This is a genomic window from Ruegeria sp. YTSC192 (assembly GCF_059609705.1).
The window spans coordinates 256,652-281,076 of record NZ_JBXWMG010000003.1 but is presented as its reverse complement, the minus strand read 5'-3'; the positions used below and the strand labels follow the sequence as shown (position 1 = coordinate 281,076).

28 protein-coding genes are annotated in these 24,425 nt (G+C 59.5%); 1 reads left to right on the top strand and 27 read right to left on the bottom strand.

Features of this window, described 5'->3' with window-relative positions; genetic code table 11:
- Positions 1–3: 3 nt before the first annotated feature.
- The 27 genes from AC2FD8_RS06885 to AC2FD8_RS06755 all read right to left on the bottom strand — a co-directional run bounded on the left by AC2FD8_RS06885 (position 4) and on the right by AC2FD8_RS06755 (position 23,651).
- Positions 4–1,548 (bottom strand): NADH-quinone oxidoreductase subunit M, encoded by a 1,545-nt coding sequence (locus AC2FD8_RS06885; protein ID WP_496854775.1) that lies wholly within the window; start codon positions 1,546–1,548, stop codon positions 4–6.
- Positions 1,548–3,671: an NADH-quinone oxidoreductase subunit L gene (gene nuoL, locus AC2FD8_RS06880; RefSeq protein WP_496854774.1), complete on the bottom strand. Its 2,124-nt coding sequence runs from the start codon at positions 3,669–3,671 to the stop codon at positions 1,548–1,550. Before nuoL ends, AC2FD8_RS06885 begins: the two co-directional genes overlap by 1 nt.
- A 6-nt stretch (positions 3,672–3,677) precedes the next feature.
- Positions 3,678–3,983: an NADH-quinone oxidoreductase subunit NuoK gene (gene nuoK, locus AC2FD8_RS06875; protein WP_005984024.1), complete on the bottom strand. Its 306-nt coding sequence runs from the start codon at positions 3,981–3,983 to the stop codon at positions 3,678–3,680.
- Positions 3,984–3,987: 4 nt separating this feature from the next.
- Complete coding sequence (locus AC2FD8_RS06870) at positions 3,988–4,590, bottom strand: NADH-quinone oxidoreductase subunit J (protein WP_496854772.1); 603 nt, start codon at positions 4,588–4,590, stop codon at positions 3,988–3,990.
- On the bottom strand, positions 4,587–4,997 hold the full coding sequence (locus tag AC2FD8_RS06865; RefSeq protein WP_496854770.1) for a carboxymuconolactone decarboxylase family protein: 411 nt from the start codon (positions 4,995–4,997) through the stop codon (positions 4,587–4,589). The genes AC2FD8_RS06870 and AC2FD8_RS06865 overlap by 4 nt, the downstream gene beginning before the upstream one ends.
- On the bottom strand, positions 4,994–5,488 hold the full coding sequence (gene nuoI / locus AC2FD8_RS06860; protein ID WP_037307839.1) for an NADH-quinone oxidoreductase subunit NuoI: 495 nt from the start codon (positions 5,486–5,488) through the stop codon (positions 4,994–4,996). The genes AC2FD8_RS06865 and nuoI overlap by 4 nt, the downstream gene beginning before the upstream one ends.
- A 1-nt stretch (position 5,489) precedes the next feature.
- On the bottom strand, positions 5,490–6,527 hold the full coding sequence (gene nuoH / locus AC2FD8_RS06855; RefSeq protein WP_496854768.1) for an NADH-quinone oxidoreductase subunit NuoH: 1,038 nt from the start codon (positions 6,525–6,527) through the stop codon (positions 5,490–5,492).
- A 45-nt stretch (positions 6,528–6,572) separates the two neighbouring features.
- Complete coding sequence (gene nuoG / locus AC2FD8_RS06850; RefSeq protein WP_496854766.1) at positions 6,573–8,588, bottom strand: NADH-quinone oxidoreductase subunit NuoG; 2,016 nt, start codon at positions 8,586–8,588, stop codon at positions 6,573–6,575.
- Between the two features lie 2 nt (positions 8,589–8,590).
- Complete coding sequence (locus AC2FD8_RS06845; RefSeq protein WP_496854764.1) at positions 8,591–8,995, bottom strand: DUF5333 domain-containing protein; 405 nt, start codon at positions 8,993–8,995, stop codon at positions 8,591–8,593.
- Between the two features lie 98 nt (positions 8,996–9,093).
- Positions 9,094–9,438, bottom strand: coding sequence for a hypothetical protein (locus AC2FD8_RS06840; protein ID WP_496874291.1), 345 nt, complete (start codon positions 9,436–9,438; stop codon positions 9,094–9,096).
- Positions 9,439–9,518: 80 nt separating this feature from the next.
- Complete coding sequence (locus AC2FD8_RS06835; protein ID WP_496854761.1) at positions 9,519–10,025, bottom strand: DUF3291 domain-containing protein; 507 nt, start codon at positions 10,023–10,025, stop codon at positions 9,519–9,521.
- Entirely contained in the window at positions 10,022–11,320 is a 1,299-nt protein-coding gene (gene nuoF, locus AC2FD8_RS06830; RefSeq protein WP_496854759.1) for an NADH-quinone oxidoreductase subunit NuoF, read from the bottom strand. Before nuoF ends, AC2FD8_RS06835 begins: the two co-directional genes overlap by 4 nt.
- A 12-nt stretch (positions 11,321–11,332) precedes the next feature.
- Positions 11,333–11,554 (bottom strand): DUF5337 domain-containing protein, encoded by a 222-nt coding sequence (locus AC2FD8_RS06825; RefSeq protein ID WP_496854757.1) that lies wholly within the window; start codon positions 11,552–11,554, stop codon positions 11,333–11,335.
- Positions 11,555–11,581: 27 nt separating this feature from the next.
- Entirely contained in the window at positions 11,582–12,688 is a 1,107-nt protein-coding gene (nuoE, locus tag AC2FD8_RS06820; protein ID WP_496854755.1) for an NADH-quinone oxidoreductase subunit NuoE, read from the bottom strand.
- Positions 12,688–13,911, bottom strand: a complete 1,224-nt coding sequence (locus AC2FD8_RS06815) for an NADH-quinone oxidoreductase subunit D (RefSeq protein WP_496854754.1) — start codon at positions 13,909–13,911, stop codon at positions 12,688–12,690. The genes nuoE and AC2FD8_RS06815 overlap by 1 nt, the downstream gene beginning before the upstream one ends.
- A complete protein-coding gene (locus tag AC2FD8_RS06810; protein ID WP_496854752.1) occupies positions 13,911–14,033 on the bottom strand; it encodes a hypothetical protein in 123 nt (40 codons plus the stop codon). The genes AC2FD8_RS06815 and AC2FD8_RS06810 overlap by 1 nt, the downstream gene beginning before the upstream one ends.
- A gap of 1 nt (position 14,034) precedes the next feature.
- Positions 14,035–14,208, bottom strand: a complete 174-nt coding sequence (locus AC2FD8_RS06805; RefSeq protein ID WP_496854751.1) for a hypothetical protein — start codon at positions 14,206–14,208, stop codon at positions 14,035–14,037.
- Entirely contained in the window at positions 14,208–14,813 is a 606-nt protein-coding gene (locus tag AC2FD8_RS06800) for an NADH-quinone oxidoreductase subunit C (RefSeq protein ID WP_496854749.1), read from the bottom strand. The genes AC2FD8_RS06805 and AC2FD8_RS06800 overlap by 1 nt, the downstream gene beginning before the upstream one ends.
- A gap of 12 nt (positions 14,814–14,825) precedes the next feature.
- A complete protein-coding gene (locus tag AC2FD8_RS06795; RefSeq protein ID WP_037307875.1) occupies positions 14,826–15,359 on the bottom strand; it encodes a NuoB/complex I 20 kDa subunit family protein in 534 nt (177 codons plus the stop codon).
- On the bottom strand, positions 15,350–15,715 hold the full coding sequence (locus tag AC2FD8_RS06790) for an NADH-quinone oxidoreductase subunit A (RefSeq protein WP_170375125.1): 366 nt from the start codon (positions 15,713–15,715) through the stop codon (positions 15,350–15,352). Before AC2FD8_RS06790 ends, AC2FD8_RS06795 begins: the two co-directional genes overlap by 10 nt.
- A 186-nt stretch (positions 15,716–15,901) precedes the next feature.
- Positions 15,902–16,690 carry a crotonase/enoyl-CoA hydratase family protein gene (locus AC2FD8_RS06785; protein WP_496854747.1) on the bottom strand — a complete coding sequence of 263 codons (789 nt, stop codon included), beginning with the start codon at positions 16,688–16,690 and terminating at the stop codon, positions 15,902–15,904.
- 1 nt (position 16,691) lies between these two features.
- Positions 16,692–17,543 (bottom strand): hydroxymethylglutaryl-CoA lyase, encoded by an 852-nt coding sequence (locus tag AC2FD8_RS06780; protein ID WP_496854745.1) that lies wholly within the window; start codon positions 17,541–17,543, stop codon positions 16,692–16,694.
- Positions 17,544–17,622: 79 nt separating this feature from the next.
- Positions 17,623–19,551 carry an acetyl/propionyl/methylcrotonyl-CoA carboxylase subunit alpha gene (locus tag AC2FD8_RS06775; RefSeq protein WP_496854743.1) on the bottom strand — a complete coding sequence of 643 codons (1,929 nt, stop codon included), beginning with the start codon at positions 19,549–19,551 and terminating at the stop codon, positions 17,623–17,625.
- Entirely contained in the window at positions 19,541–19,999 is a 459-nt protein-coding gene (locus AC2FD8_RS06770) for a hypothetical protein (RefSeq protein WP_496854741.1), read from the bottom strand. Before AC2FD8_RS06770 ends, AC2FD8_RS06775 begins: the two co-directional genes overlap by 11 nt.
- Positions 20,000–20,006: 7 nt before the next feature.
- Positions 20,007–21,614 carry a carboxyl transferase domain-containing protein gene (locus AC2FD8_RS06765; protein ID WP_496854739.1) on the bottom strand — a complete coding sequence of 536 codons (1,608 nt, stop codon included), beginning with the start codon at positions 21,612–21,614 and terminating at the stop codon, positions 20,007–20,009.
- A gap of 7 nt (positions 21,615–21,621) precedes the next feature.
- Complete coding sequence (locus AC2FD8_RS06760; protein WP_496854737.1) at positions 21,622–22,128, bottom strand: hypothetical protein; 507 nt, start codon at positions 22,126–22,128, stop codon at positions 21,622–21,624.
- Positions 22,125–23,651 (bottom strand): AMP-binding protein, encoded by a 1,527-nt coding sequence (locus AC2FD8_RS06755; protein ID WP_496854735.1) that lies wholly within the window; start codon positions 23,649–23,651, stop codon positions 22,125–22,127. The genes AC2FD8_RS06760 and AC2FD8_RS06755 overlap by 4 nt, the downstream gene beginning before the upstream one ends.
- A 137-nt stretch (positions 23,652–23,788) precedes the next feature.
- On the opposite strand from AC2FD8_RS06755, the gene AC2FD8_RS06750 reads away from it, so the two are divergent.
- Positions 23,789–24,394, top strand: a complete 606-nt coding sequence (locus tag AC2FD8_RS06750) for an OmpW/AlkL family protein (RefSeq protein WP_496854734.1) — start codon at positions 23,789–23,791, stop codon at positions 24,392–24,394.
- Positions 24,395–24,425 lie beyond the last annotated feature (31 nt).

Sequence of the window (24,425 nt, the reverse complement as noted above, 5' to 3'; positions counted from 1 at the left end):
CCCTTAATGCGAGGCGGCCGTCTGGGTCACGGCCTCGGCCGCGGCCAGAGCCGTGTCATAGTTCGAAATCAGCGCCGCGGTCGAGTTGCCGATCACATCGGTCACCAGCGACGGGTAGACGCCCAGCAGGATGGTCATCACGATGAGCGGCGCAAAGATCAGCCGCTCACGCGAGGTCATGTCGGTCATCGCCTTGAGGCTTTCCTTGATCAGATCGCCAAAGACAACCCGACGGTAAAGCCACAGCGCATACCCGGCCGAGAAGATCACACCGGTCGCGGCCACCGCAGTCACCCAGGTGTTGACCTGGAATGCGCCCATCAGGGTCAGGAATTCACCGATGAACCCGGAAGTACCCGGCAGGCCGACATTCGCCATGGTGAACAGCATGAAGACCAGCGCATAGGCAGGCATCCGAATGACCAGACCGCCGTAAGCGTCAATATCGCGGGTGTGCATCCGGTCGTAGATCACACCGACGCACAGGAACAACGCCGCTGAGATAAACCCGTGGCTGAGCATCTGGAAGATCGCGCCATCAATGCCCTGCTGGTTCGCTGCGAAAATGCCCATGGTCACAAAGCCCATATGCGCGACCGAGGAATAGGCGATCAGCTTCTTCATGTCCTCCTGCACCAGCGCCACAAGCGAGGTGTAGACAACGGCAATCGCAGACATCCACAGGACCAGATCGGTCATCACCGCCGAGCCAACCGGGAACATCGGCAGGCTGAACCGCAGGAAGCCGTAGCCACCCATCTTCAACAGGATCGCCGCCAGCACGACCGAACCCGCCGTCGGGGCCTGCACGTGCGCATCCGGAAGCCAGGTATGCACCGGCCACATCGGCATTTTCACCGCGAAAGAGGCAAAGAACGCCAGGAACATCAGCGTCTGCATCCCGCCGACGACATAAACACCCAGAACGCTGAAGCTTTCGGAGGAGAAGTGATGGCTCATCAGCGCTTCGATATCCGTGGTGCCCGCGTCGGCATACATCGCGACCATGGCCACCAGCATCAGCACCGAGCCGAGGAAGGTATAGAGGAAGAACTTGAAGCTGGCGTAGATCCGGTTCGCACCGCCCCAGATGCCGATGATCAGGAACATCGGGATGAGGCCTGCCTCGAAGAACAGGTAGAACAGCACCAGATCCAGCGCCATGAAAACGCCCAGCATCAACGTTTCCAGCAGCAGGAAGGCGATCATGTACTCCTTGACGCGGTCAGTCACGGTCCAGCTGGCCAGAATGGTCAGGGGCATGATGAAGGTGGTCAGCAACACGAACAGAACGCTGATGCCATCGACACCCATCTTGTACTTGAGGCCAAGTAGCCACTCACCCTCTTCCACCATCTGGAAGCCGGTGTCGCTGGGATCGAAGCCCGTGTAGATGCCAATCGACACCAGGAACGTCACCGAGGTCGCAAGCAGTGCCACCCATTTGGCATTCCGCTGCGCCGCCGCATCATTGCCATGCAAGAACAGCGCCAGAATGCCCGCGGCGATGGCCGGAATGAAGGTCACGATCGAAAGGATATTGTCCATTACTGCGCCCCTCCGCCGATCGACATCCAGGTCACAAGGGCCGCAATGCCCAGCACCATCCAGAAGGCATAGGTAAAGATGTACCCGGTCTGCGCCTTGCCTGCGAGGCGGGTGAAGAAGGGAACAACGCCCATTGCTACTCCGTTCAGGAAGCCATCAATTGTTTTGCCATCGCCGCGCTTCCACAGCAGGCGGCCAAGGGCCAGAGTAGGTTTGACAAAGATCGCGTTATAGATCTCGTCAAAGTACCATTTGTTCAGCAGGAACAGGTATAGCGGGCGCTGGTTTGCAGCCAGACGCGCGGGCAGCGACGTGTTCACGATGTAGAACCAGTAGGCCACGACAAACCCCAGCAGCATCGCGACAAAGGGCGAAACCTTGACCCATTTCGGCGCGTCATGCGCATCGTTCAGAACGTTGTTGTCAGGCGCCATGTACAGCGCACCGTCACCCGGCTCTCCACCAAAGCTGGCATGTTTTTTATCGGCCTTGTAGTCACCCTCGCCTTTATCGGCTTTCGCCTCACCATGGCTGTCATCTGCCTTGGCTTCGCTTTGGTCGGCCTTGGCCTCAGCATGTCCGCCGGTCTCTTCCGCCAGCGGAATCCCATAGAACTTGGCCACCTTGTCGGTATAGCCGAAGAACTGGTTGTACCACAGCATGCCCGAGAACACCGCGCCCAGCGACAGAACGCCAAGCGGGATCAACATGACCATGGGGCTTTCATGCGCGTGATCATGCGTGTGCTTGTCGCCACGCGGTTCGCCGAAGAAGGTCAAGAAAATCAGACGCCAGCTATAGAACGAGGTGAAAACAGCCGCGATCACCAGCATCCAGAAGGCATAACCTGTACCACCGACAAAGGCGCTTTCGATGATTGCGTCCTTGGACAGGAACCCGGCAAAGCCGAAGGTGGTCAGCGGGATACCGACACCAGTGATGGCCAGCGTTCCGATCATCATAGCCCAGAACGTATAGGGGATCTTCTTCCGCAGCCCACCGTATTCGGTCATCTCCTGCTCGTGGTGCATCGCATGGATCACCGAACCGGCCCCGAGGAACAACAGCGCCTTGAAGAACGCATGCGTCAGCAGGTGAAACATCGCCGCTGAATACATGCCGACACCAGCGGCCACGAACATGTAACCCAGCTGCGAACAGGTGGAATAAGCGATGACGCGTTTGATGTCGGTCTGAACCAGACCCACGGTCGCCGCAAAAAACGCGGTCGAGGCCCCAAGGAAAGTGATGAACCCGGTGGCACCCGGCGCGAATTCCATCAACGGCGACATGCGGCAGACGAGGAACACACCCGCTGTCACCATGGTCGCGGCGTGGATCAGGGCCGACACGGGCGTCGGGCCTTCCATCGCGTCCGGCAACCAGGTGTGCAGGATCAACTGCGCCGATTTACCCATCGCGCCAATGAACAGCAACACGCAGATCACTTCGATCGCGGTCCATTCACCCCACAGGAAGTGCAGCTTTTCCTCGGCCAGCGCAGGCGCCGACGCGAAGATGTCCGAGAAGTTGATGCTGTCGGTCAGCAGGAAGATCGCGAAGATGCCCAGCGCAAAGCCGAAATCGCCGACCCGGTTGACGATAAACGCCTTCATCGCCGCCGCATTGGCCGAAGATTTGCGGTAATAGAATCCGATCAGCAGGTACGAGGCGACGCCCACACCCTCCCATCCAAAGAACATCTGCACCAGATTGTCTGCCGTCACCAGCATCAGCATCGCAAATGTGAAGAAGGACAGATAGGCAAAGAAACGTGGCTTATAGCTTTCGCCCTCGCGCCATTGCGGGTCGTGATCCATGTAGCCGAAGGAATACAGATGCACGAGCGCCGAGACAGTCGTCACCACGATCAGCATGATCGCGGTCAGACGGTCCAGACGAATGGCCCAGCTTGTCGACAGCGATCCGCTCTCGATCCAGCGCATGATCTCGATCTGTTGCGTCAACCCGTCGAAGGTGAAGAACACGATCCACGACAGCAGACAGGCCAGAAACAACAGGCCCGTCGCAGTCCACATGGCCGCTTTCTCGCCAATAAATCGCCAGCCAAACCCGCAGAGCAGCGCGCCCACCAGCGGGGCAAAGAGGATGGTGGTTTCCATATTCTCTTACCCCTTCATCATATTGACGTCTTCAACCGCGATGGTGCCACGGTTGCGGAAGAAGCAGACCAGAATGGCCAGCCCAATCGCCGCCTCGGCCGCCGCCACGGTCAGCACGAACAGCGTGAACACCTGCCCGACCAGATCGCCGAGGAAACTAGAAAACGCCACAAGGTTGATATTCACCGCCAGCAGCATCAGCTCGATACTCATTAGCAGGATGATGACGTTCTTTCGGTTCAGGAAGAGACCGAAGATGCCGATGACGAACAGCGTCGCCGCGACCGTAAGATAGTGTTCAAGTCCGATCATCGTCTTAAAGTCCCTGCCCCGGTTTCACGTCCTTCAATTCCATCGCCTTGGCCGGGTCGCGCATCATCTGGCCGATGATGTCCTGACGCTTGATGTCCTGACGGTGGCGCAGAGTCAGCACGATCGCACCGATCATCGCGACCAGCAGGATTAGGCCCGCCAGTTGGAACAGAAGGAAGTATTGATCATAAAGGATGACGCCCAGAGCCTCGGTATTGTGGCGGTCCGCTGGAACCGGCTGCGCCAGATTGGACGCCGCGCCCTGCGCGCTGTCCCATGCTCCGAACGCCATGATGAATTGCATCAGGATGACCAGACCGATCAGCAGGGCCAGGGGCATGTAGCGTGCCATCTCGGCCTTCAGCTCGGCAAAGTCCACGTCCAGCATCATCACCACAAACAGGAACAGCACCGCGACCGCGCCGACATAGACGATGATCAGCAGCATCGCCACGAACTCGGCCCCCAGCAGCACGAACAGGCCCGCCGAGGACAGGAAGGATAGGATCAGCCAAAGCACCGAATGCACTGGCTGGCGGCTGATCACCGTGAACAGCCCGCCGGTGATGGCGCTGATGGCAAACAGGTAGAAGGCAAAGACGGTCATTGATCCTCATCCTCGTTGTCGCCCAAGACCTCTTGCGCCAGATCCAGCGCGCGGGTCATGGCCGGGATGCCAGCAAAGACCGACATCTGACCGATCGTTTCCACGATCTCTTGTTTCTTCGCGCCCGCCTCCAGAGCATGACGCACGGTCTGGCGCACGGCCGCATCCGCTTGCGCACCCTGACAGGTCAGCCCGGCCAGCGTCAGCAGCAGGCGCGTCTTGGCATCCAGCCCGTCCTTGTTGACTGTGTTGCCGAACATCATCTCCATGACCTCTTTGGGCATGGTCGGCCACAAGTTCTCGAACCCTTTGGGCGAGAAATTCTCCATCGCCGGGTTCATCGCCTTGGCCATGTCCTGCGCCTGCTTCATCATCAGCTCAAACGGATTTTGGGGCGTGTCACTCATCTGTACGGTGCGTCCATTTCCAGATTGCGGGCGATCTCGGCTTCCCAACGCTCGCCGTTGTCGAGCAGCTTTTCCTTGTCGTAGAACAGCTCTTCACGGGTTTCCGTGGCGAATTCGAAGTTCGGGCCTTCGACGATAGCATCGACTGGGCAGGCCTCTTGGCAGAAGCCGCAATAGATGCATTTGGTCATGTCGATGTCATAGCGCGTGGTGCGACGGCTGCCGTCTTCGCGCGGTTCGGCGTCGATGGTTATGGCCTGCGCCGGGCAGATCGCTTCGCACAGTTTGCAGGCGATGCAGCGTTCTTCGCCGTTCGGATAGCGGCGCAGGGCGTGCTCGCCGCGGAACCGAGGCGACAGAGGGCCCTTTTCGTGCGGATAGTTCAGGGTGGCCTTGGGGGCGAAGAAATACTTCAGCCCCAGCTTCATGCCGACCCAAAAGTCCTGCAGCAGGAAATATTTGGCAGCGCGGGTGTAGTCGATTTGGGTCATATCAGCCTCCTACGCTCCAACGCGCGAATGCGCCCCAGAACCAGTCGAATTTTGCTGCAAAAGCCACGAAGACCACCCAAGCCAATGAGAACGGCAGGAACACTTTCCAGCCCAACCGCATCAGCTGGTCATAGCGGTAGCGGGGCGTGATCGCCTTGACCATCGCGAAGAGGAAGAAGAAGAACGCCATCTTGGCGACCATCCACAGCACGCCGTCGGGCAAACCGGGAATGGGCGACAGCCAGCCGCCGAAGAACAGCAGTGTGGTCAGCGCGCACATCAGGAAGATGGCGATGTATTCTCCCGCCATGAACAGCAGGAAGGGCGTGGCCGAGTATTCGACCTGATAGCCAGCGACCAGTTCCGATTCCGCCTCGGGCAAGTCGAACGGCGGGCGGTTGGTTTCCGCAAGCGCTGAGATGAAGAACAGGAAGACCATCGGGAAATGCGGCAGCCAGTACCAGCTGAAGAAGCCGAACGAGCCGTCCTGAGCGCGCACGATATCGCCAAAGTTCATCGATCCTGTCGAGATGATCACACCGATGATGATCAAGCCAATGGACACTTCGTAAGAGATCATCTGCGCCGCAGAGCGCAACGAACCAAGGAACGGATACTTTGAGTTCGACGCCCAACCGCCCATAATCACGCCATAAACCTCCAACGAGGATACGGCGAAGACATAGAGGATCGCCACGTTCAGATCTGACAACACCCAGCCGTCGTTGAACGGGATCACGGCCCAGGCGATCATTGCCAGCACGAAAGAGGTCAGCGGGGCAAGGATAAACACGGTACGGTCCGCACCCGCCGGGATGACGACCTCTTTGACCACATATTTCAACGCGTCGGCGACCGTTTGCAACAGACCGTAAGCGCCCACCACGTTCGGGCCACGGCGCATCTGAACAGCGGCCCATATCTTGCGGTCACCATAGACAAGGAACAACAGCGAGATCATCACAAAGGCCACAACGGCAAGCACCTGCGCCAGGATGATCAGGGCGATGCCGCCCGGTGTGTTAAAGAAATCAGCCATTGGTCCTCACACCGTGGGTCGTCGGGGATATCTTTGCGGGACGGATCATTCTGCGGCCATCCTGTTTGTGTTTTTCGTCTGCGCCGACAGCTCAGCCATCAATTGCGAGGCACGCGCGATCGGGTTGGTCAGGTAGAAATCCTTGACCACATTGCGGAAAGTGGCGTCGCCCAGCGTACCAGCCTCAAGCGGTTGCACCTCGTTCTCGATCACCTCGTCGATACGCGCCAGATGCGGCACCGCCTCGATCAACGCATTCCGCAATTGCGCCAAAGAGTCGAAAGGCAGAGTCGCCCCCAACTCGGCCGAGAGCGCACGCAAGATCGCCCAGTTTTCTTTGGCCTCACCCGGCGCGAAACCCGCACGCATGGCCAGCTGAGGGCGACCTTCGGTGTTCACGAACAACCCGTTTTCCTCGGTATAGGCTGCGGCAGGCAGGATCACATCAGCGCGGTGCGCGCCACGGTCGCCATGGCTGCCCTGATAGATGACGAATGCGCCGTCTCCGATCTCGACCTCATCCGCGCCGAGATTGTAGATCACATCGGCGGCGCTGATCGCGTCCATACCGTCTGCGTTGGTGGCATCCACATCCATCGCGCCCACGCGCGCGGCGGCGGTATGCAGGATGATCAGCCCACTTTCGGTATTGCTTGCAACGGTTTGTGCGGCGGCCAGAATAGCGGCGCCATCGGCCTCTTGCAGTGCCCCCTGCCCGACAATGACCAAAGACCGCTTTGCTTTGATCTCATCATCGCCGCCCATGTCGACGACCTTTTGCAATGCTGCGCGGTCATCGCCCATGTGGTGGTATTCATAGGTCAGATCGGCCGCTGGGCCGACCAGTGCAACCTCGGCCCCATGCGCCCAGGCCTTGCGGATACGAGCGTTCAGAACAGGAGCCTCATCGCGGGGATTGGTGCCGATCAGCAGAATACGTTCGGCCATGTCGATATCTTCGATCGCGGCAGTCCCGGCATAGGCCCCACGATTGCCCGCAGGCAGCTTGGCCCCATCGGTGCGGCATTCGACAACGCCACCCTGCCCTTCGATCATCTGTTTCAGCGCAAAGATCGCCTCAACCGGAGCCAGATCACCAACGAGACCCGCCGGTTTTTCGGCCCCTTTCAGCGCTTCAGCGGCTTTGGTGAGCGCCTCAGGCCACGAGGCCGGGCGCAGCTTGCCGTTTTCGCGCACATACGGGCGGTCCAGACGCTGACGGCGCAACCCGTCCCAGACAAACCGGGTCTTGTCGCTAATCCATTCCTCATTCACGCCGTCATGGTTGCGCGGTAGGAAACGCATCACTTCACGTCCTTTGGTATCCACGCGGATGTTCGATCCCAAGGCATCCATCACATCGATGCTTTCGGTCTTGGTCAGCTCCCACGGACGCGCGGTGAAGGCATAGGGTTTCGAAGTCAGCGCCCCCACGGGGCACAAATCAATGATGTTACCCTGCAAATTCGAGTGCAGCGTCTGATTCAGGTATGAGGTGATCTCAGCGTCCTCACCCCGTCCGGTCTGGCCCATCTGGGTGATGCCGGCGACCTCGGTGGTGAAGCGCACGCAGCGGGTGCAACTGATGCAGCGTGTCATAGCCGTGCCGACCAGCGGCCCAAGATCCAGATCATCAACGGCGCGCTTGGCTTCTTTGAAGCGCGAGCCAGAAACACCATAGGCCATGGCCTGATCCTGCAGATCACATTCCCCCCCCTGATCGCAGATCGGGCAATCCAGAGGATGGTTGATCAGCAAAAACTCCATCACCCCTTCGCGGGCTTTCTTGACCATAGGTGAGTTCGTCTTGACCTGAGGCGGCTGCCCTTCCGGCCCCGGGCGCAGATCACGCACCTGCATCGCGCAGGAGGCCGCAGGTTTCGGAGGGCCGCCCACGACCTCAACCAGACACATCCGGCAGTTCCCCGCAATCGACAGACGTTCGTGATAGCAAAAGCGCGGCACCTCGACCCCGGCCTCTTCACAGGCCTGGATCAGGGTCATGGCACCATCGACTTCGATTTCCTGCCCGTCGATATTGATCTTGCGGAGGTCAGACATCGTCAGTTCGCCCTCAAATAAACGCCGATGGCGCTGTTTCTGTCGATTTCCTTCCGCCCCAACGTGCAGAAGGAATTCGGGTTTTCATAGGTCACGCCGTTTGACGCCAGATAAGCCTCGCCCTTGGCGCGCATCCGGTCTTTTTCAGCATCAGAGTCGATATAGGCCCGGATTTCCTGGTCCGAATAGCCAAGGCTATTCGCCTCGGACCGCAGCCCCCACATCACGTTAATCGCTTTCAACTTCCGCCCGCTGATCGAGGGGCAATAGTCCGAAATCTCTTTCGCAACTGCGATGTAATACAGCTCATTGTCGATCTGTTTCACCTCACGCAGAGGCGGTTTGGCCTCGGCAATCGCGGGGATCATCAGCGCAAGACCGATGGCAAGTGTTTTCGCATAAGACATGACAGGTCCTTTCATCTTGGGTCGACCAAGATGGGTGTCGCCCTGTCTGCTATGCAATAACAGACCGCTGGCCCTGCCGTGATATGCGGAAAATAGCCTCATGGTCTTTGGCAGGTTCCAGCAAATGTCAGTTTGTCGTCGCTGATGCGCAGGTTTTGCGGCTCGGTATCCGGGCCGACCTTCCACGCGATACGCGACGAGCCAAAATTCTGGATGCAGAACTTGGTGCCTTCGAACCGGCCCGCCTCACGTGCGCCTTCCAACGAAGCGGATACATTGTTCACCACAACAGTGAATTCGGTCGGGGTCTTGCGTTTGTCGACCGATTTGGCCTTGGCGCGGAAGAACTGGCCGTCGAACAGCACACGGTCCTTGGACGAGGTGACGGTGCAGGCCGAAATCAGCACAAGCCCCGCAAGGCCAGCCAAGGTTGAGAATTTCATTGTCTTCACTTTGTTTATTCCTGTCAGATGGCTGGCATCTGGGCGGCTGCGCGCGTGATCAGAAAGGTGTGTCATCCCGCTCACTCCGCTGCGACCTGAGCGCAACGATTGTCGCGCCATTTGCTTGCTTGTTTCAAATCCGCCCATCCAAAGGCGTGCTCACTAGGACCTTCCTGGCGCAGACGATCAAGCCGCGTCATGGCTTCATCCAGATCCGGCTGGTGCCCCACGGGCACCCACCACATCACGAAATGCTGATCCCCCAGCAGTTCAAACCACTCTTGGCGGCGGTCGTAAAACTGTTTGTGTATGGTGCCCCAGACAAATGTCTCAAGGCTCGCGACATCTTCCCAGACTGTCAGGTTGGCAACAAATTGAGGATCGTCCCCAATCGCGTTTTCCGTATTCCCGGTTCCCGGCTCGCCTGAACCTTCCATCATCCATACAAAGCCCGGCATCCGCTTGCCCAAGCCGTTGACCTTGTCGAGATTGGCCATGAACTCAGCCACCCGAGGGTCATCCGTCGGGGCCAGCAGGCGGCCAATATTCAGTTCGGCCAGATGATATCCGTCGGGCTGCCTGATCATTCCGCTGCCATTGCCCCCATACGGCCTGATTTCTGGGCCTTGATGCGGTCTTCGATCTCTTCGCGGAAGTTGCGGATCAGGCCCTGGATCGGCCAGGCCGCGGCGTCGCCCAAGGCGCAGATCGTGTGGCCTTCGACCTGTTTGGTCACGTCAAACAGCATGTCGATCTCTTCCAGCTCGGCCTCACCGCGCACAAGGCGGTCCATCACGCGCATCATCCAGCCGGTGCCTTCGCGGCACGGCGTACACTGGCCGCAGCTTTCATGCTTGTAGAATTTCGACAGCCGCCAGATCGCCTTGATGATGTCGGTGGACTTGTCCATCACGATCACCGCCGCCGTCCCAAGGCCCGAGCCCAGCTCACCGCGCAGATAGTCGAAATCCATGATCGCGTCGCGCATATTCTCGCCGCGCACACAGGGAACGGACGATCCACCCGGAATGACCGCCAGCAGGTTGTCCCAACCACCACGAATGCCACCGCAATGGGTTTCGATCAGTTGCTCGAACGGGATCGACATCGCCTCTTCGACGACGCAGGGGTTGTTCACATGGCCCGAGATCGCAAACAACTTGGTGCCCGCGTTGTTCTGACGACCAAAGCCCGCGAACCAGTCCGCACCACGGCGCAAAATGGTCGGCACAACAGCAATCGATTCCACGTTGTTCACCGTGGTCGGGCAGCCATAAAGCCCTGCCCCCGCCGGAAACGGAGGCTTCATGCGTGGCATGCCCTTCTTGCCCTCAAGGCTTTCGATCAGCGCGGTTTCTTCGCCGCAGATATACGCACCCGCGCCGTGATGCAGGAATATGTCGAAATCCCAGCCCGAACCGGCGGCGTTCTTACCCAACAGCCCGGCTTCATAAGCCTCATCAATCGCGGCCTGCAGCGCCTCGCGTTCGCGGATGTATTCGCCGCGCAGGTAGATATAGCAGGTATGCGCATTCATCGCGAAAGAGGCGATCAGGCAGCCTTCGATCAGCGTATGCGGGTCGTGGCGCATGATCTCGCGGTCTTTGCAGGTGCCCGGTTCGGATTCGTCCGCATTCACGACCAGATAAGACGGACGGCCATCGCTCTCCTTTGGCATGAACGACCATTTCAGACCGGTGGGGAAACCCGCACCACCACGCCCACGAAGCCCTGAGTCTTTCATCGTCTGGATGATCCAATCCCGGCCCTTGTCGATCAGGCCAGCGGTGCCATCCCAATGCCCTCGGGCTTGCGCGCCGCGCAAAGTACGCTCGTGCATCCCGTAGATGTTGGTAAAGATCCGGTCCTGATCCTTCAGCATCGCGTGTTACCTTCAGCTGTCCTGACGCATGCGCCAGAGTTGAAATATGTTGACGCTTGCATAGATGAAGCCGGCCAAAGCGGCAAAATCAAATAGCAGCGCATAGCGCCCCGGCAGTCCGATCGCGGGGCCGATGAACAAAGTCATGACAAGCCAAGCCACCATCGTCACGGCGATGACGATGCCTATATGTCGACCCTTGCGGGCCATGGCTTGCTCTTTGTCCTTGTCCATCTCGTCCTTGGGGCCCTGCGGGCGCGTTTAGTCTTCGTAAGTGCCGTCTTCCTTGGCACGTTTGGCGAATTCGGTCTCATCCCCGACCGCCAGCTTGGCCGCCTGTTCAATCCAGCCATCGCGTTCAATCCGGCCTTTGAACTTCAGGCGCGCATCCACCCAGGCCACATGTTCCGCCGTCCACGAGGCGATCTGATCATAGTGGAAAAAGCCCAGACCGTTCAGTGTCTCTTCCAGCTTCGGCCCAACGCCTTTGAGCATCTTGAGGTCATCCGGCAAGCCCCCGCGCGCCTCGGTCAGCGTTCGGGGTTTGTCTTCCTCGACCTCTTTCGCTTTGGCCTCTGCCGCCTGTTTGACGGCAGGCTTCGGTGGCTCAGGCGCTTTGGGTGGTTTCGCAGCTGCCGAGGCTCCGGCTTGTTTGCCGTCCTTGCCCAGCCAAGGCGTGAGGATCGGAACCTCGGTCCCGTCGATCCGCTTGACCGTATCTCCCAGTTCTGCCGCCAAGGCCACGCTGGCATTGTGTTTCGGCTTTCCGGCCTCATGGTCCGTCAGACTGCTGAGGCCCTTCAAAGGCTCAGCCGCATAGCGCCCGTTCTGAGGGCCGGGCGTGGGAACTTTACCTGCTGCCAGATCGTCAATGATCTTGCCAAAGCTGTCGGCGGTCAGATCCTCAAAGTAATCCTTGCCGATCTGCGCCATCGGAGCATTGGTACAAGAGCCGAGGCATTCCACCTCTTCCCAGCTCAGCTTGCCATCGGCGGATAGTTCATGAGGTTTGGCCGCAATCTTGTCCTTGCAAACCGCGATCAGATCCTCGGCCCCGCAGATCATGCACGACGTCGTGCCGCAGACCTGAATATGCGCCACCGAACCAACTGGCTGCAGTTGGAACATGAAGTAGAACGAGGCGACCTCAAGCACGCGGATATAGGCCATACCCAGCATGTCGGCGACGGATTCAATCGCCGGACGGGATAGCCAGCCCTCCTGCTCCTGCGCGCGCCACAGCAGCGGGATTACCGCGCTGGCCTGACGCCCCTCGGGGTATTTGGTCATCTGCGCTTCGGCCCATTGCTGGTTGGCAGCGGTGAAGGCGAAGCTTTCGGGTTGTTCGGGGTGAAGACGGCGGAGCATTAGCGGTCAATCTCTCCAAATACGACGTCCATGGTGCCGATGATGGCGGCGACGTCGGCGAGTTGGTGTCCCCCCGCAACGTGGTCCATGGCTTGCAGATGCAGGAACCCCGGCGCGCGCAGTTTGGCGCGGTAGGGTTTGTTGGTGCCGTCGGCGACCAGATAGACGCCGAATTCACCCTTGGGGGCCTCGACGGCGGCGTAGACCTCACCCGCAGGGACGTGGAAGCCTTCGGTGTACAGCTTGAAGTGATGGATCAGGCTCTCCATCGAGGTTTTCATGTCGGACCGTTTCGGCGGGGTGATCTTGCCCCGGGCCAGAACGTCGCCGGGGCAATCGCGGATTTTGGCGATGGCCTGACGGATGATGTGCAGTGACTGGCGCATTTCCTCCATGCGGCAGAGATAGCGGTCGTAGCAGTCGCCATTCTTGCCGACGGGAATCTGGAATTCGAACTCGTCATAGCATTCATAGGGCTGCGCACGGCGGAGGTCCCATGCCAGACCTGATCCGCGCACCATCACGCCCGAGAAGCCGTATTTCTGAATGTCATCCTCGGTCACCACACCGATATCGGCGTTACGCTGTTTGAAGATGCGGTTTTCGGTCAGCAACCCGTCGATATCGTCCAGAACGGCGGGGAATTCGTGGCTCCATGCCTCGATATCGTCCAGCAGCTCGGGCGGCAGGTCCTGATGGACGCCGCCGGGGCGGAAATAGGCGGCGTGCAAGCGGGCACCGCAGGCACGCTCATAGAACACCATCAGCTTTTCGCGTTCCTCAAAGCCCCAGAGCGGCGGGGTCAGAGCGCCCACATCCATCGCCTGCGTGGTCACGTTCAGCAGGTGGTTCAGGATGCGCCCAATCTCGGAATACAGCACCCGGATCAGCGAGCCCCGGCGCGGCACCTCGACCCCGGTCAGCTTTTCGATGGCCAGACACCAGGCGTGTTCCTGATTCATCGGCGCCACGTAATCCAGACGGTCGAAATACGGCAGGTTCTGCAGATACGTCCGGCTTTCCATCAGCTTCTCAGTACCACGGTGCAGCAGACCGATATGCGGATCGCAACGCTCGACGATTTCTCCGTCCAGCTCAAGTACCAGACGCAAAACCCCATGCGCTGCAGGGTGTTGCGGGCCGAAGTTGATGTTGAAATTGCGAATCTTCTGCTCGCCGCTCAGCGCGTCCGTGCTGCCGTCATCATATCTTGAGCCGTCCATCACCGCCTCCGCTTTTTCTTCGCATCCGCGCGCACCCGGATCTTTTCGGCCTCAGCCGCCTTGGCCGCGGCACCGGCAAGCAGCACCCCAAGAGCGCCCAAAATGATCAGTTCCCCCAGCATCTCAGCGGCGCTCCAATTCTTGTAGCTTGATCCCCACCCACCAGAGCAGGGCAATCGTGCCGAACGGGATCAGACAGAGCAAACACCAGACTTTATTGATCCCGAAGAAGGGCAATATCTTGATCATCGGGATGATCGTCAGTGCGGAAAGGATCAACCACCAGATGCCACCCATCACTCTGCCTCCTGCTTCTCATCCCCCGGCAAGATGTAATTCGCACCTTCCCACGGGGACATGAAATCAAACTGACGGTATTCCTGCACAAGGCTGACGGGCTCATAAACCACGCGCTTCTGCGCCTCGTCATAGCGAACCTCGGTATAGCCGGTGGTCGGGAAATCCTTACGCAAAGGATAGCCACGGAACCCATAGTCGGTCAGGATGCGCCGCAAGTCAGGATGGCCCGAGAACAGGATGCCGAACATATCGAACACCTCACGCTCGAACCAGTTGGCCGAGGGGTGGACGTCGACGATTGACGGCACCATGTCTTCTTCGCGGATTGAGACCCGCAGGCGGATGCGTTGGTTCTGGTACATCGACAGGAAGTGATAAACCACGTCGAACCGTTTGGCCCGTTCGGGGTAGTCAACGCCCGTGATATCAACCAGCGTCGAGAACTGGCAGGAGCGGTCATTCTTGAGGAATTCGATGAACTCCAAAAGGTTTGACAGCGCGACATCCACGTTCAGCTCATCATGGGTGACATCCCAGGACAGCACACAGTCGGACCGTTTCAGTTCAAGATGCGTACCGAGTTCTTTAAGTGCTTCGCTCATCCGCCCTCTCCCTCAGCGCACGATGGTGCCGGTGCGGCGGATTTTGCGTTGCAGTTGCATCAGACCGTACAGCAGCGCCTCAGCCGTCGGAGGGCAGCCGGGGACGTAGATATCCACCGGAACAATACGGTCACAGCCGCGCACAACCGAATAGGAATAGTGGTAGTAGCCACCGCCATTGGCGCAGGACCCCATCGAGATCACATAGCGCGGCTCGGGCATCTGGTCGTAGACCTTGCGCAACGCGGGGGCCATCTTGTTGGTCAGCGTTCCGGCCACGATCATCACGTCGGACTGTCGTGGGGACGCACGCGGCGCGATGCCAAACCGTTCCGCATCATAGCGCGGCATCGAGGTGTGCATCATCTCAACCGCGCAACAGGCCAGACCGAAGGTCATCCAATGCAAAGACCCGGTGCGCGCCCAATTGATGATGTCTTCGGTCGAGGTCAGCAGGAAACCTTTATCCTGCAGCTCGGCGTTGAGGGCCTGGGTGGCGACTTCTTTGTCGACGCCGGCGGTATTTGCACCCGTCATCACTCCCATTCCAGGGCCCCCTTCTTCCATTCATAGGCAAAGCCGATGGTCAAAACGCCCAGGAAAACCATCATCGACCAGAACCCCACATCGCTGATGTCCTTGAAGCCCACGGCCCAAGGAAACAGGAAAGCAATCTCGAGGTCAAAAATGATGAAAAGGATCGAAACCAGATAGAAGCGCACGTCGAATTTCATACGGGCGTCATCGAAGGCGTTGAAGCCGCATTCGTAGGCGCTGACTTTTTCGGGATCGGGGTTGCGAACTGCCAAAACGACAGCTGCCAGAATCAGAACAATTCCCAGGCCGATGGCTACGGCCAGAAATACCAGAATAGGGAGATATTCCCGCAGCAGGTCTTCCACGTCTAGCTCCTTTCCTGCGCATCCCCTTTCGGGGGGCGCCGTCAATTGGCGTGTTGACTCGACTTTCTCTAGCCCCACGCGGTCAGAGGGTCAACCGAACACAAGCGCGCACCGCATCATTCATCCCCTTGACAGACCGTCGGGAATCACCCCGATTTCGCCTCGGCGGACAATAGACGCCCCAAGTTAATCTTTGTTGTTCCACTTGGGGTTACGTTTTTCAAAGAAAGCTTCAATGCCTTCCCGTGCTTCCTGTGTCTCCCATCGGGCAACCAACGCCTGGATCGTATGGTCGATCACACTGTCGTCAAGACGCGGACCGAGGTTTTGAACCAAGGCCTTGGCTGACGCCACAGCGCCCGGCGCACAGGACAGGTAAGGGGTGATTTCGTCTTCGACGGCACGCATCAGTTCATCGGCTGGCACCACTTTTGCCAACAGGCCAAGCTCCACCGCTTCGGCTGCATCAAACAGACGCGCCGACATGAATACGCGCCGCGCGCGCGCCTCACCCATCCGCGCGATCACGTATGGCCCAATCGTGGCCGGGATCAGCCCCAGCCGGGTCTCGGTTAGGCCCATTTTCAGCGTCTCAACGCCAATCGCGACGTCGCAGACCGAGGCCAGCCCGACGCCACCGCCAAACGCGTTGCCCTGCAATGCGCCAATCAGAGGTTTGGGCATCTCGTTCAGCGCCTGCAGCATTTTCGCCAGCTTGCGCGCCTCGGTGAAACGGGTCTCGGCATCCGCAGCCATCTGATCGCGCATCCACCCCAGATCGCCTCCGGCGCAGAAGCTCTTGCCAGATCCAGTCAACACAACAACGCGCACCGCCTCATCGTGCCCCAGCTGCGCCGCTGCCTGAGTCAATTCGCTGATCATCAGCGCCGACATGGCGTTGTGCTTTTCGGCGCGCGACAGGGTCAGCGTCGCGACACCCCGGTCATCCGTGACGACCGCAATCGTTTCAAACATGTCAGCCTCTCATTGCCTGCGCCATCTCCGCAGCTTCGTCCAGAACCGCTGTGTCCAGACCGGTCTCATATCCCAGCCGTTCCAGATGGGCAGCGACGGCTTCGGTCGCGACATTGCCAGCCGCGCCGGGCGCATAGGGGCATCCCCCCAAACCACCGACCGCAGCGTCAAACACCCGAACACCTAGCGCCAGCGCGGCATCTATATTGTCCATCGCGCGCCCGTTGGTGTTGTGGAAATGGCCTGCAAGCCGGGTAACCGGCACCCTGTCGCGCACCGCCAGCAGCAAATGTGCGATCTTGTCCGGGGTTCCCTGCCCGATCGTGTCGCCCAGCGAAATCTCATAGCACCCATGCGCAAACAGAGCGTCCGCGACCTCAGCCACTTTTTCGGGTGGGGTTGGACCGTCATAAGGGCAATCGGTCACGCATGAGACATAGCCCCGGACGGGCAGGTCGATATGGCGCGCGGCCTCAAGGATCGGCGCGAACCGTTCGATGGATTCCGCGATGGTCGCGTTGATATTGGCTTTCGAGAACCCTTCGGAGGCCGATGCAAACACCGCAATCTCGTCCGCTTTGGCCGCCAGCGCGTCTTCATAGCCGCGCATGTTCGGCGTCAACGCCGCATAGCGCACCCCCCCGGCCCGTTTAATCCCGGCCAGAACCGCGCCGCTGCCTGCCATCTGCGGCACCCATTTGGGCGACACAAAGCTGGCCACCTCAATCCGGTTGAACCCGGCGCGGCTAAGACAATCGACCAGTGCCACCTTCTCGGCCACCGGAATCTCGCGCTGTTCGTTCTGAAGCCCGTCCCTTGGCCCAACCTCGAATATCTCGACCCGTTCTTTCATCAGCGCATCCCTTCCCGGCTTCTTTTCATTTTACATTCGGATGGCCCGACTGTGCCACGCAATGCACGGCCCGAACAGATCAATCCTCGGCCAAGCGAACCAATGCCGCCCCGGCCTCGACCTGCGCACCCGCGTCGGCCAACACTTCGGCCACCACTCCGTCGCGGGCGGCGAGCAGGGAATGTTCCATTTTCATGGCTTCCAGAATCGCCAGCCGGTCACCCTCTTTCACTGCCTGTCCTGCCGAGGCGAAGACGGCCTTGACCAGACCGGGCATCGGCGCCTCGATCACGTTGGTATCTCCTGCGGCGCTGGTATCGCGATCCAAGGGGTCGACGATTTCGAACACCTGACCATAGCCTTCAAATACCGTGATCTGAGGTCCAGCGATGGCGACATTGGGCATGCGCTGTCCATCAATGACCCAACCGCCATTGCGCTGCGCGATCACCTGCGTGCCATCCACGGTCCAGACCTGCCGGTGCGGGCTTTCGACCTGAACATTCAGATCAATGACCTCTCCATCGCGCATCAGCTGCACGGCCCGATGCAACGGCCCCCACAGGGTGAAGCCGGTCTCTGAGGTCGTCTCCGTCAGCCCCAGCGCGGTCATCGCCGCAGCCACGACCGAGGCATTGGTCGCACCGGACATCCTCACCAGATCCTCCAGATCGCGCCCGATCAGACCCGTATCCACATCGCCCGAGGCAAACCCAGTATGGCGTGTCAAAGCGCCAAGAAAGGCCAGATTGGTCACCGTCCCGGCGACCTCGGTCTCACTTAGGGCGCGATGCAAGCCTTCCAGCGCGACCGCACGGGTCGGACCATGCACGACGACCTTGGCGATCATCGGATCATACCAGGGGCTGATCGTATCCCCCGCCCGCACGCCGCTATCTGCGCGGCACTCAGGCGGAAACTGCAGATGGGTCAGAGTCCCCGTTGCGGGCAAAAAGCCCTTGGGCACATCCTCGGCATAGAGCCGCGCCTCAAACGCGTGACCATTGATCGACAGGTCGTTCTGCTGCTTCGGCAGGCTTTCTCCCGCTGCTACGCGCAACTGCCATTCCACCAGATCAACGCCCGTAATCGCCTCAGTCACCGGATGTTCAACCTGCAGACGCGTGTTCATCTCCATGAACCAGAATCGATCCGGCCGCAGCCCTTCGGACGCGTCGACGATGAACTCAACCGTCCCGGCCCCTTTATATCCGATTGCCTCTGCCGCACGAACACCGGCCTGCCCCATCGCCTCGCGCATCTCAGCCGTCATACCGGGGGCGGGAGCCTCTTCGATCACCTTCTGGTGCCGCCGCTGAAGCGAGCAATCCCGTTCAAACAGATGCACCGCATGGGTACCGTCACCAAAGACCTGAACCTCGATATGCCGAGGCTTGGAGACGAATTTCTCGACCAGGACCGCATCATTGCCAAAGGCGGTCTTTGCCTCACCCCGCGCACTGTCCAACGCGTCCGAGAATGCATCGGGGGTCTCGACCAACCGCATACCCTTACCGCCGCCGCCCGCAACCGCCTTGATCAAAACCGGGTAGCCAATGGCCGCAGCTGCCTCGGCCAGATGGGCGGGGTCCTGATTGTCACCGTGATATCCGGGCACAACGGGAACGCCTGCGTCCTCCATCAAAGCCTTGGCCGCATCCTTGAGGCCCATCTTGCGGATTGCATCCGCAGATGGGCCGATGAACGTCAGGCCTGCGGCCTCAACCGCATCCACGAAATCCGGGTTCTCGGACAGAAACCCATAGCCGGGATGGATCGCCTGCGCCCCGGTCTCGAGCGCCGCCTGGATGATCACATCCCCCTTCAGATAGCTTTCTGCCGGGGCCGAACCGCCAATATGCACCGCCTCATCCGCCATCTGCACATGCTTGGCCAAGGCATCCGCATCGGAATACACGGCGACACAGGACACACCCATTTTTTGAGCGGTTTCCATCAAACGGCAAGCAATCTCACCCCGGTTTGCGATTAGGATTTTACTGAACATGGCAAACCGCCTCTTCGAAGATAGAACCAGACGAGCATTCGGTGCTTAAGTTCCAAGAGGATGCAGTGCATTCGAAAGCTTCATCGCGGAAATAAAACAGAAAGTTTCTCGCAGGGTCAGACCTGGCTGACATAATGGTCCAAGGTGTCTCGTCCTGACCTTCCCTAAAGTCGCCATCCACCTCGTAAAACTCTCCCCAAGCTGGCGCCACTTTGCTGAATCTGCACTGCCCACCGAACCACCCGTGATCATTGATCGACGTGAAACGAAATCGCTGGCAACCAACAAACCGGATAAACAGGTGCCCTCGTGCCAGACGCGATGGGTTCAACCACTCATTTGGGCAAAACCGTAGCCAGAGATCACAACCTGCTTTTGCAGCCGCAGGCATCGGCGTATTCGGATCCGCGTTCCAATCTTCGTTCAATTTCGTGAAATGAGTGTCCATTGGGCAATCACATCCTGAACACGCCGAAACGTGTTTCCTCAATTGGGGCGTTCAGCGCGGCGCTCAGCGATAAGGCCAGCACGTCGCGCGATTTGCGCGGGTCGATGATGCCGTCATCCCACAGGCGTGCAGAGGCATAGAGCGGATGAGACTGTTCCTCGAACATATCCAGCGTCGGGCGTTTGAATTCGGCCTCTTCCTCGGCGGACCATGTCCCGCCCTGCCGCTCGATCCCGTCGCGTTTCACGGTGGCCAAAACGCCTGCCGCCTGCTCGCCGCCCATTACGGAAATGCGCGAATTCGGCCAGGTCCACAGGAACCGAGGCTGATAGGCCCGCCCCGCCATGCCATAGTTTCCGGCTCCGAATGAGCCTCCGACAAGCATCGTGATCTTCGGCACCGAGGTTGTCGCCACCGCCGTCACCATCTTGGCCCCATGCCGCGCGATGCCCTCGTTTTCGTATTTGCGACCGACCATAAAGCCGGTGATGTTCTGCAGAAACACCAGTGGAATATGGCGCTGAGAACACAGTTCGACAAAATGCGCGCCCTTCTGCGCGGCCTCGGAAAACAGCACGCCATTATTGGCGATGATCCCGACGGGGCAGCCTTTGACATGGGCAAACCCGGTCACCAGCGTTTCCCCGAACCGTGGCTTGAACTCATCGAAACGCGAGCCATCGACCAGACGCGCGATCACCTCTCGGATGTCGTAGGGCGTGCGCAGGTCAGCCGGAACAACGCCGAGGATTTCCTCAGGATCATAAGCGGGCTCTTCGGATGCCTCAAACCGTAGGCCGGGCTTCAGCCCGGCACCGCCCAATGAGCCAACTGCCCGCCGCGCCAAAGCCAGCGCGTGGGCGTCATCCTCGGCCAGATAGTCCGCCACGCCGGACAGGCGCGTATGCACATCGCCGCCGCCCAGATCTTCGGAACTGACAACTTCTCCGGTCGCGGCCTTGACCAGAGGCGGCCCGGCCAGAAAGATCGTACCCTGTTCCTTCACGATGATGGTCACGTCCGACATAGCGGGCACATAGGCCCCACCCGCTGTACAAGAGCCCATCACCACAGCGATCTGAGCGATCCCCTTCGCGCTCATCCGCGCTTGGTTAAAGAAGATGCGGCCAAAGTGGTCGCGGTCCGGGAAGACCTCATCCTGATTGGGCAGGTTCGCGCCGCCACTATCGACCAGATAGATGCAGGGCAGATGGTTTTCCTCGGCAATCTCCTGCGCGCGCAGGTGTTTCTTGACGGTCATCGGATAGTACGTGCCGCCCTTCACGGTGGCGTCGTTGCAGACCACCATGACCTCGCGCCCCTGTACCCGACCAATACCCGCGATCACCCCGGCACAAGGCGCGGCGTCGCCATACATCCCATGCGCCGCCGTCGCGCCGATTTCCAGAAACGGAGACCCCGGATCGAGCAGGTTCGCCACCCTGCGTCTGGGAAGCATCTTGCCCCGAGAGACGTGTCGCGCACGGGATTTCTCGCCACCGCCCATACGGGCTGCTTCCGCCGCGGTCGAGATTTGCGCCAGCGCGTCAAGATGGGCTGCGCGGTTTGCTTTGAAGCCCTCAGAGGCGGGCATGGCCTTGGATGTGAGTTTCATTGCACCCCTACTCAACCTTTTCAGTTTCGGACAACCAAGCACGCTCTACTATCCGGGCGGCTCGCCAACCTGCTAAAGCATCGGTGTAAGAACATACTGCTTCTTCTGAGATATCTCCGACATCAATTTTTCCGCAATCCGGCAGCGGTGGAACAGGCCCAAGTCCATTGTCTCTTTCGAAAACTTCCTTTGCTGTAGGCAGAGCTTCGAAACCTAACTTACGCTCGTCAGGAATTCGCTGCCAGCGAACGTCAGCATCACGCAGCATCCAATTCGTGACTTCAACAAGACAGTACTCGTTCCTTGCTAGGTCAAATGCATATTCACACATTTTGCGAGCGTGACTGACGCATTCGCCGTCCATGATAAGCGCCAACTCAGTATTTGGAATACTGTCTGCACAGAAACTCAGACGTGCACCGACGCCAAGCTTGTCCTCATTGGCAGCCAGTTCGCCAGTTATTGGTGCCAAGCCCAACAATGCCAAAGGTAGTATCTTTAGAGTTTTTTTCATTGGCTCACCTCCGCGCTTGCCCGCGCCTTCAATTCCTTCCGGATCACTTTCCCCGTCACCGTCATCGGCAGCTCCTCCAGAAACGCCACCTCGCGCGGATAGGAATACTGCGCCAGCCGGTCTTTGACCCAGTCCTGCAACTCCGGCTCTGAGGCCTCGGCCCCCGGCTTCAAAACCACATAGGCCTTCACGATCTCGGTCCGCAGCTTGTCGGGCTTGCCGACCACGCCGACCGTTGCCACCGCCGGGTGGGTCAGCAGGCAATCCTCAATCTCCGCAGGACCGATGCGATATCCGGCGGATGTGATCACGTCATCATCTCGCCCGACGAAGCGCAGATAGTCACCTTCCCATACGCCTCTGTCTCCGGTGACCAGCCAATCTCCCCGGAACTTCTCAGCCGTGGCCTCAGGCCGGTTCCAGTACTCCAATAGCATCGAGGCCGAGCCGCGCCGGATGGCCACGTCGCCCTCTTCATCAGTTGGGTTTCCGTTTTCGTCGATCACCGCCACCTCGTGCCCCAATACCGGTTTGCCGATACAGCCGGGGCGCACCGGGAAATCCTCGGCGCAAGACGAGACAACCATATTACATTCGGTCTGGCCGTAGAATTCGTTGATCGTCAGTCCAAAGGCCTGTTGCCCCCAGGCCAGCATCTCGGCCCCCAATGGCTCACCGCCCGATGCAACCGACCGCAGGCCCGGGATGCTCTGATCCGCCGCCTTCAGCATCCGCAGCGCGGTCGGTGGGAAGAACACGTTGCGCACCCCGCCGCGCGCGACTACGTCGGCGCAGGCCTCAGGGGTAAATTTGTCCAGCCGTGAGGCCACCACGGGGATGCCCAGCGCGAGGCCCGGCATCAGAACATCGAACAGCCCTCCGATCCAGGCCCAATCCGCCGGGGTCCAGAGGCAATCCCCCGCGCGCAGGTGATTATGGCTGATCGAAACGCCCGGCATATGGCCGGTCAGTACACGGTGCCCGTGCAAAGCCCCCTTAGGGCTGCCGGTTGTGCCAGAAGTATAGATCAGCACGGCAGGGTCTTCGGGGCCGGTATCCGCAAAGGGCAGCTCTGGGCCGGGATGGGCAACCTCAGCGGCGATCATCGGCTCAGCCAGATCACCCAACAGCCCGGCGCCCTCGGCATCCGTCAGAACGATCCCTGCCCCGGCATCTGCCACGCGGGAGTGCAGCGCGTCCCGTTTGAACAGCTTGAACAAAGGCACCGAGATCGCGCCGATCTTCCAGATCGCCAGATGCGCCGCCGCACACCATGGGGACTGGTTGAGCAGAACGCCAACCCGGTCACCGGTCTGGACCTTGGGCAAGAGCGCCCGCGCAAGCCCATCAGCCATCTCGTGCAGCTGACCGTAAGTGACCGGTCGCGCCTCGCCCTCGGTCAGATCGACCAAGGCGACCTGTTCGGACGGATGGCTCAGACACTGGCGCGCCATGTTCAGCCGGTCGGGGACATCCCAGCCACCCTCCGAGCGCAACCCCGGTATGCGCAGATCGCCTGACATCAAAAATATCCCTTATTTTTCAATATTCTGGCAAAGTTGCACGCGGTGACTGCATTCACGCAAATTTGACTCAGATCAGAGAGCGCAGGCAACGCCCGTGCAAAACAGCGGCCATCAACTGAACCAAAGGCAGAAAAATGACCAATAAACTCGCCGCTTTGACCCTCTCCACCGCGCTGGTCGCGCTGGCTGGCCCCGCACTCGCCCAATCGCAAGGTGACTGGACCGTTGGTTTCGGTGTCGGCTACCTGGACCCGAAATCCGACAACGGAACGCTGGCAGGATTTGACGCCGAGGTCGACGACGACACCCGTCCGATCTTTACCGTCGAATACTTCATCCGAGACAACCTGGGTATCGAATTGCTGGCCTCCACGCCGTTCGAACACGATATCACCTTGGGCGGCAGCACCGACGCTGGCAGCACCAAGCACCTGCCCCCCACCTTGTCGCTGAACTACCACTTCCCGACCAACAGCGCGTGGAAGCCCTATGTCGGCGCAGGCCTCAACTACACTATCTTCTTTGAAGAAAGCTCTCCGCTTGGCGACCTGGAACTGGACAACTCGTTCGGTCTGTCGCTTCAGGCTGGTTTGGACTATCAGATCACTGAACAAGGCGCCGTCCGTTTGAACGTGCGCTGGTTCGACATCGACTCGGACGTCAAACTGAACGGCGCCGACATCGGTACAGCCGAAATCGACCCGTTCCTGGTTGGCGTATCCTACGTCCATCGCTTCTGATCCCTTGATCGAAACGCCCCGCAGTTCCCTC

Bases quoted from the DNA above. Each gene is read 5' to 3' on its own strand.
- AC2FD8_RS06885 (WP_496854775.1), bottom strand. From the start codon at position 1,548: ATGGACAATATCCTTTCGATCGTGACCTTCATTCCGGCCATCGCCGCG.
- nuoL (WP_496854774.1), bottom strand. From the start codon at position 3,671: ATGGAAACCACCATCCTCTTTGCCCCGCTGGTGGGCGCGCTGCTCTGC.
- nuoK (WP_005984024.1), bottom strand. From the start codon at position 3,983: ATGATCGGACTTGAACACTATCTTACGGTCGCGGCGACGCTGTTCGTC.
- AC2FD8_RS06870 (WP_496854772.1), bottom strand. From the start codon at position 4,590: ATGACCGTCTTTGCCTTCTACCTGTTTGCCATCAGCGCCATCACCGGC.
- AC2FD8_RS06865 (WP_496854770.1), bottom strand. From the start codon at position 4,997: ATGAGTGACACGCCCCAAAATCCGTTTGAGCTGATGATGAAGCAGGCG.
- nuoI (WP_037307839.1), bottom strand. From the start codon at position 5,488: ATGACCCAAATCGACTACACCCGCGCTGCCAAATATTTCCTGCTGCAG.
- nuoH (WP_496854768.1), bottom strand. From the start codon at position 6,527: ATGGCTGATTTCTTTAACACACCGGGCGGCATCGCCCTGATCATCCTG.
- nuoG (WP_496854766.1), bottom strand. From the start codon at position 8,588: ATGTCTGACCTCCGCAAGATCAATATCGACGGGCAGGAAATCGAAGTC.
- AC2FD8_RS06845 (WP_496854764.1), bottom strand. From the start codon at position 8,995: ATGTCTTATGCGAAAACACTTGCCATCGGTCTTGCGCTGATGATCCCC.
- AC2FD8_RS06840 (WP_496874291.1), bottom strand. From the start codon at position 9,438: ATGAAATTCTCAACCTTGGCTGGCCTTGCGGGGCTTGTGCTGATTTCG.
- AC2FD8_RS06835 (WP_496854761.1), bottom strand. From the start codon at position 10,025: ATGATCAGGCAGCCCGACGGATATCATCTGGCCGAACTGAATATTGGC.
- nuoF (WP_496854759.1), bottom strand. From the start codon at position 11,320: ATGCTGAAGGATCAGGACCGGATCTTTACCAACATCTACGGGATGCAC.
- AC2FD8_RS06825 (WP_496854757.1), bottom strand. From the start codon at position 11,554: ATGGACAAGGACAAAGAGCAAGCCATGGCCCGCAAGGGTCGACATATA.
- nuoE (WP_496854755.1), bottom strand. From the start codon at position 12,688: ATGCTCCGCCGTCTTCACCCCGAACAACCCGAAAGCTTCGCCTTCACC.
- AC2FD8_RS06815 (WP_496854754.1), bottom strand. From the start codon at position 13,911: ATGGACGGCTCAAGATATGATGACGGCAGCACGGACGCGCTGAGCGGC.
- AC2FD8_RS06810 (WP_496854752.1), bottom strand. From the start codon at position 14,033: ATGCTGGGGGAACTGATCATTTTGGGCGCTCTTGGGGTGCTGCTTGCC.
- AC2FD8_RS06805 (WP_496854751.1), bottom strand. From the start codon at position 14,208: ATGGGTGGCATCTGGTGGTTGATCCTTTCCGCACTGACGATCATCCCG.
- AC2FD8_RS06800 (WP_496854749.1), bottom strand. From the start codon at position 14,813: ATGAGCGAAGCACTTAAAGAACTCGGTACGCATCTTGAACTGAAACGG.
- AC2FD8_RS06795 (WP_037307875.1), bottom strand. From the start codon at position 15,359: ATGGGAGTGATGACGGGTGCAAATACCGCCGGCGTCGACAAAGAAGTC.
- AC2FD8_RS06785 (WP_496854747.1), bottom strand. From the start codon at position 16,690: ATGTTTGAAACGATTGCGGTCGTCACGGATGACCGGGGTGTCGCGACG.
- AC2FD8_RS06780 (WP_496854745.1), bottom strand. From the start codon at position 17,543: ATGAAAGAACGGGTCGAGATATTCGAGGTTGGGCCAAGGGACGGGCTT.
- AC2FD8_RS06775 (WP_496854743.1), bottom strand. From the start codon at position 19,551: ATGTTCAGTAAAATCCTAATCGCAAACCGGGGTGAGATTGCTTGCCGT.
- AC2FD8_RS06770 (WP_496854741.1), bottom strand. From the start codon at position 19,999: ATGGACACTCATTTCACGAAATTGAACGAAGATTGGAACGCGGATCCG.
- AC2FD8_RS06765 (WP_496854739.1), bottom strand. From the start codon at position 21,614: ATGAAACTCACATCCAAGGCCATGCCCGCCTCTGAGGGCTTCAAAGCA.
- AC2FD8_RS06760 (WP_496854737.1), bottom strand. From the start codon at position 22,128: ATGAAAAAAACTCTAAAGATACTACCTTTGGCATTGTTGGGCTTGGCA.
- AC2FD8_RS06755 (WP_496854735.1), bottom strand. From the start codon at position 23,651: ATGTCAGGCGATCTGCGCATACCGGGGTTGCGCTCGGAGGGTGGCTGG.
- AC2FD8_RS06750 (WP_496854734.1), top strand. From the start codon at position 23,789: ATGACCAATAAACTCGCCGCTTTGACCCTCTCCACCGCGCTGGTCGCG.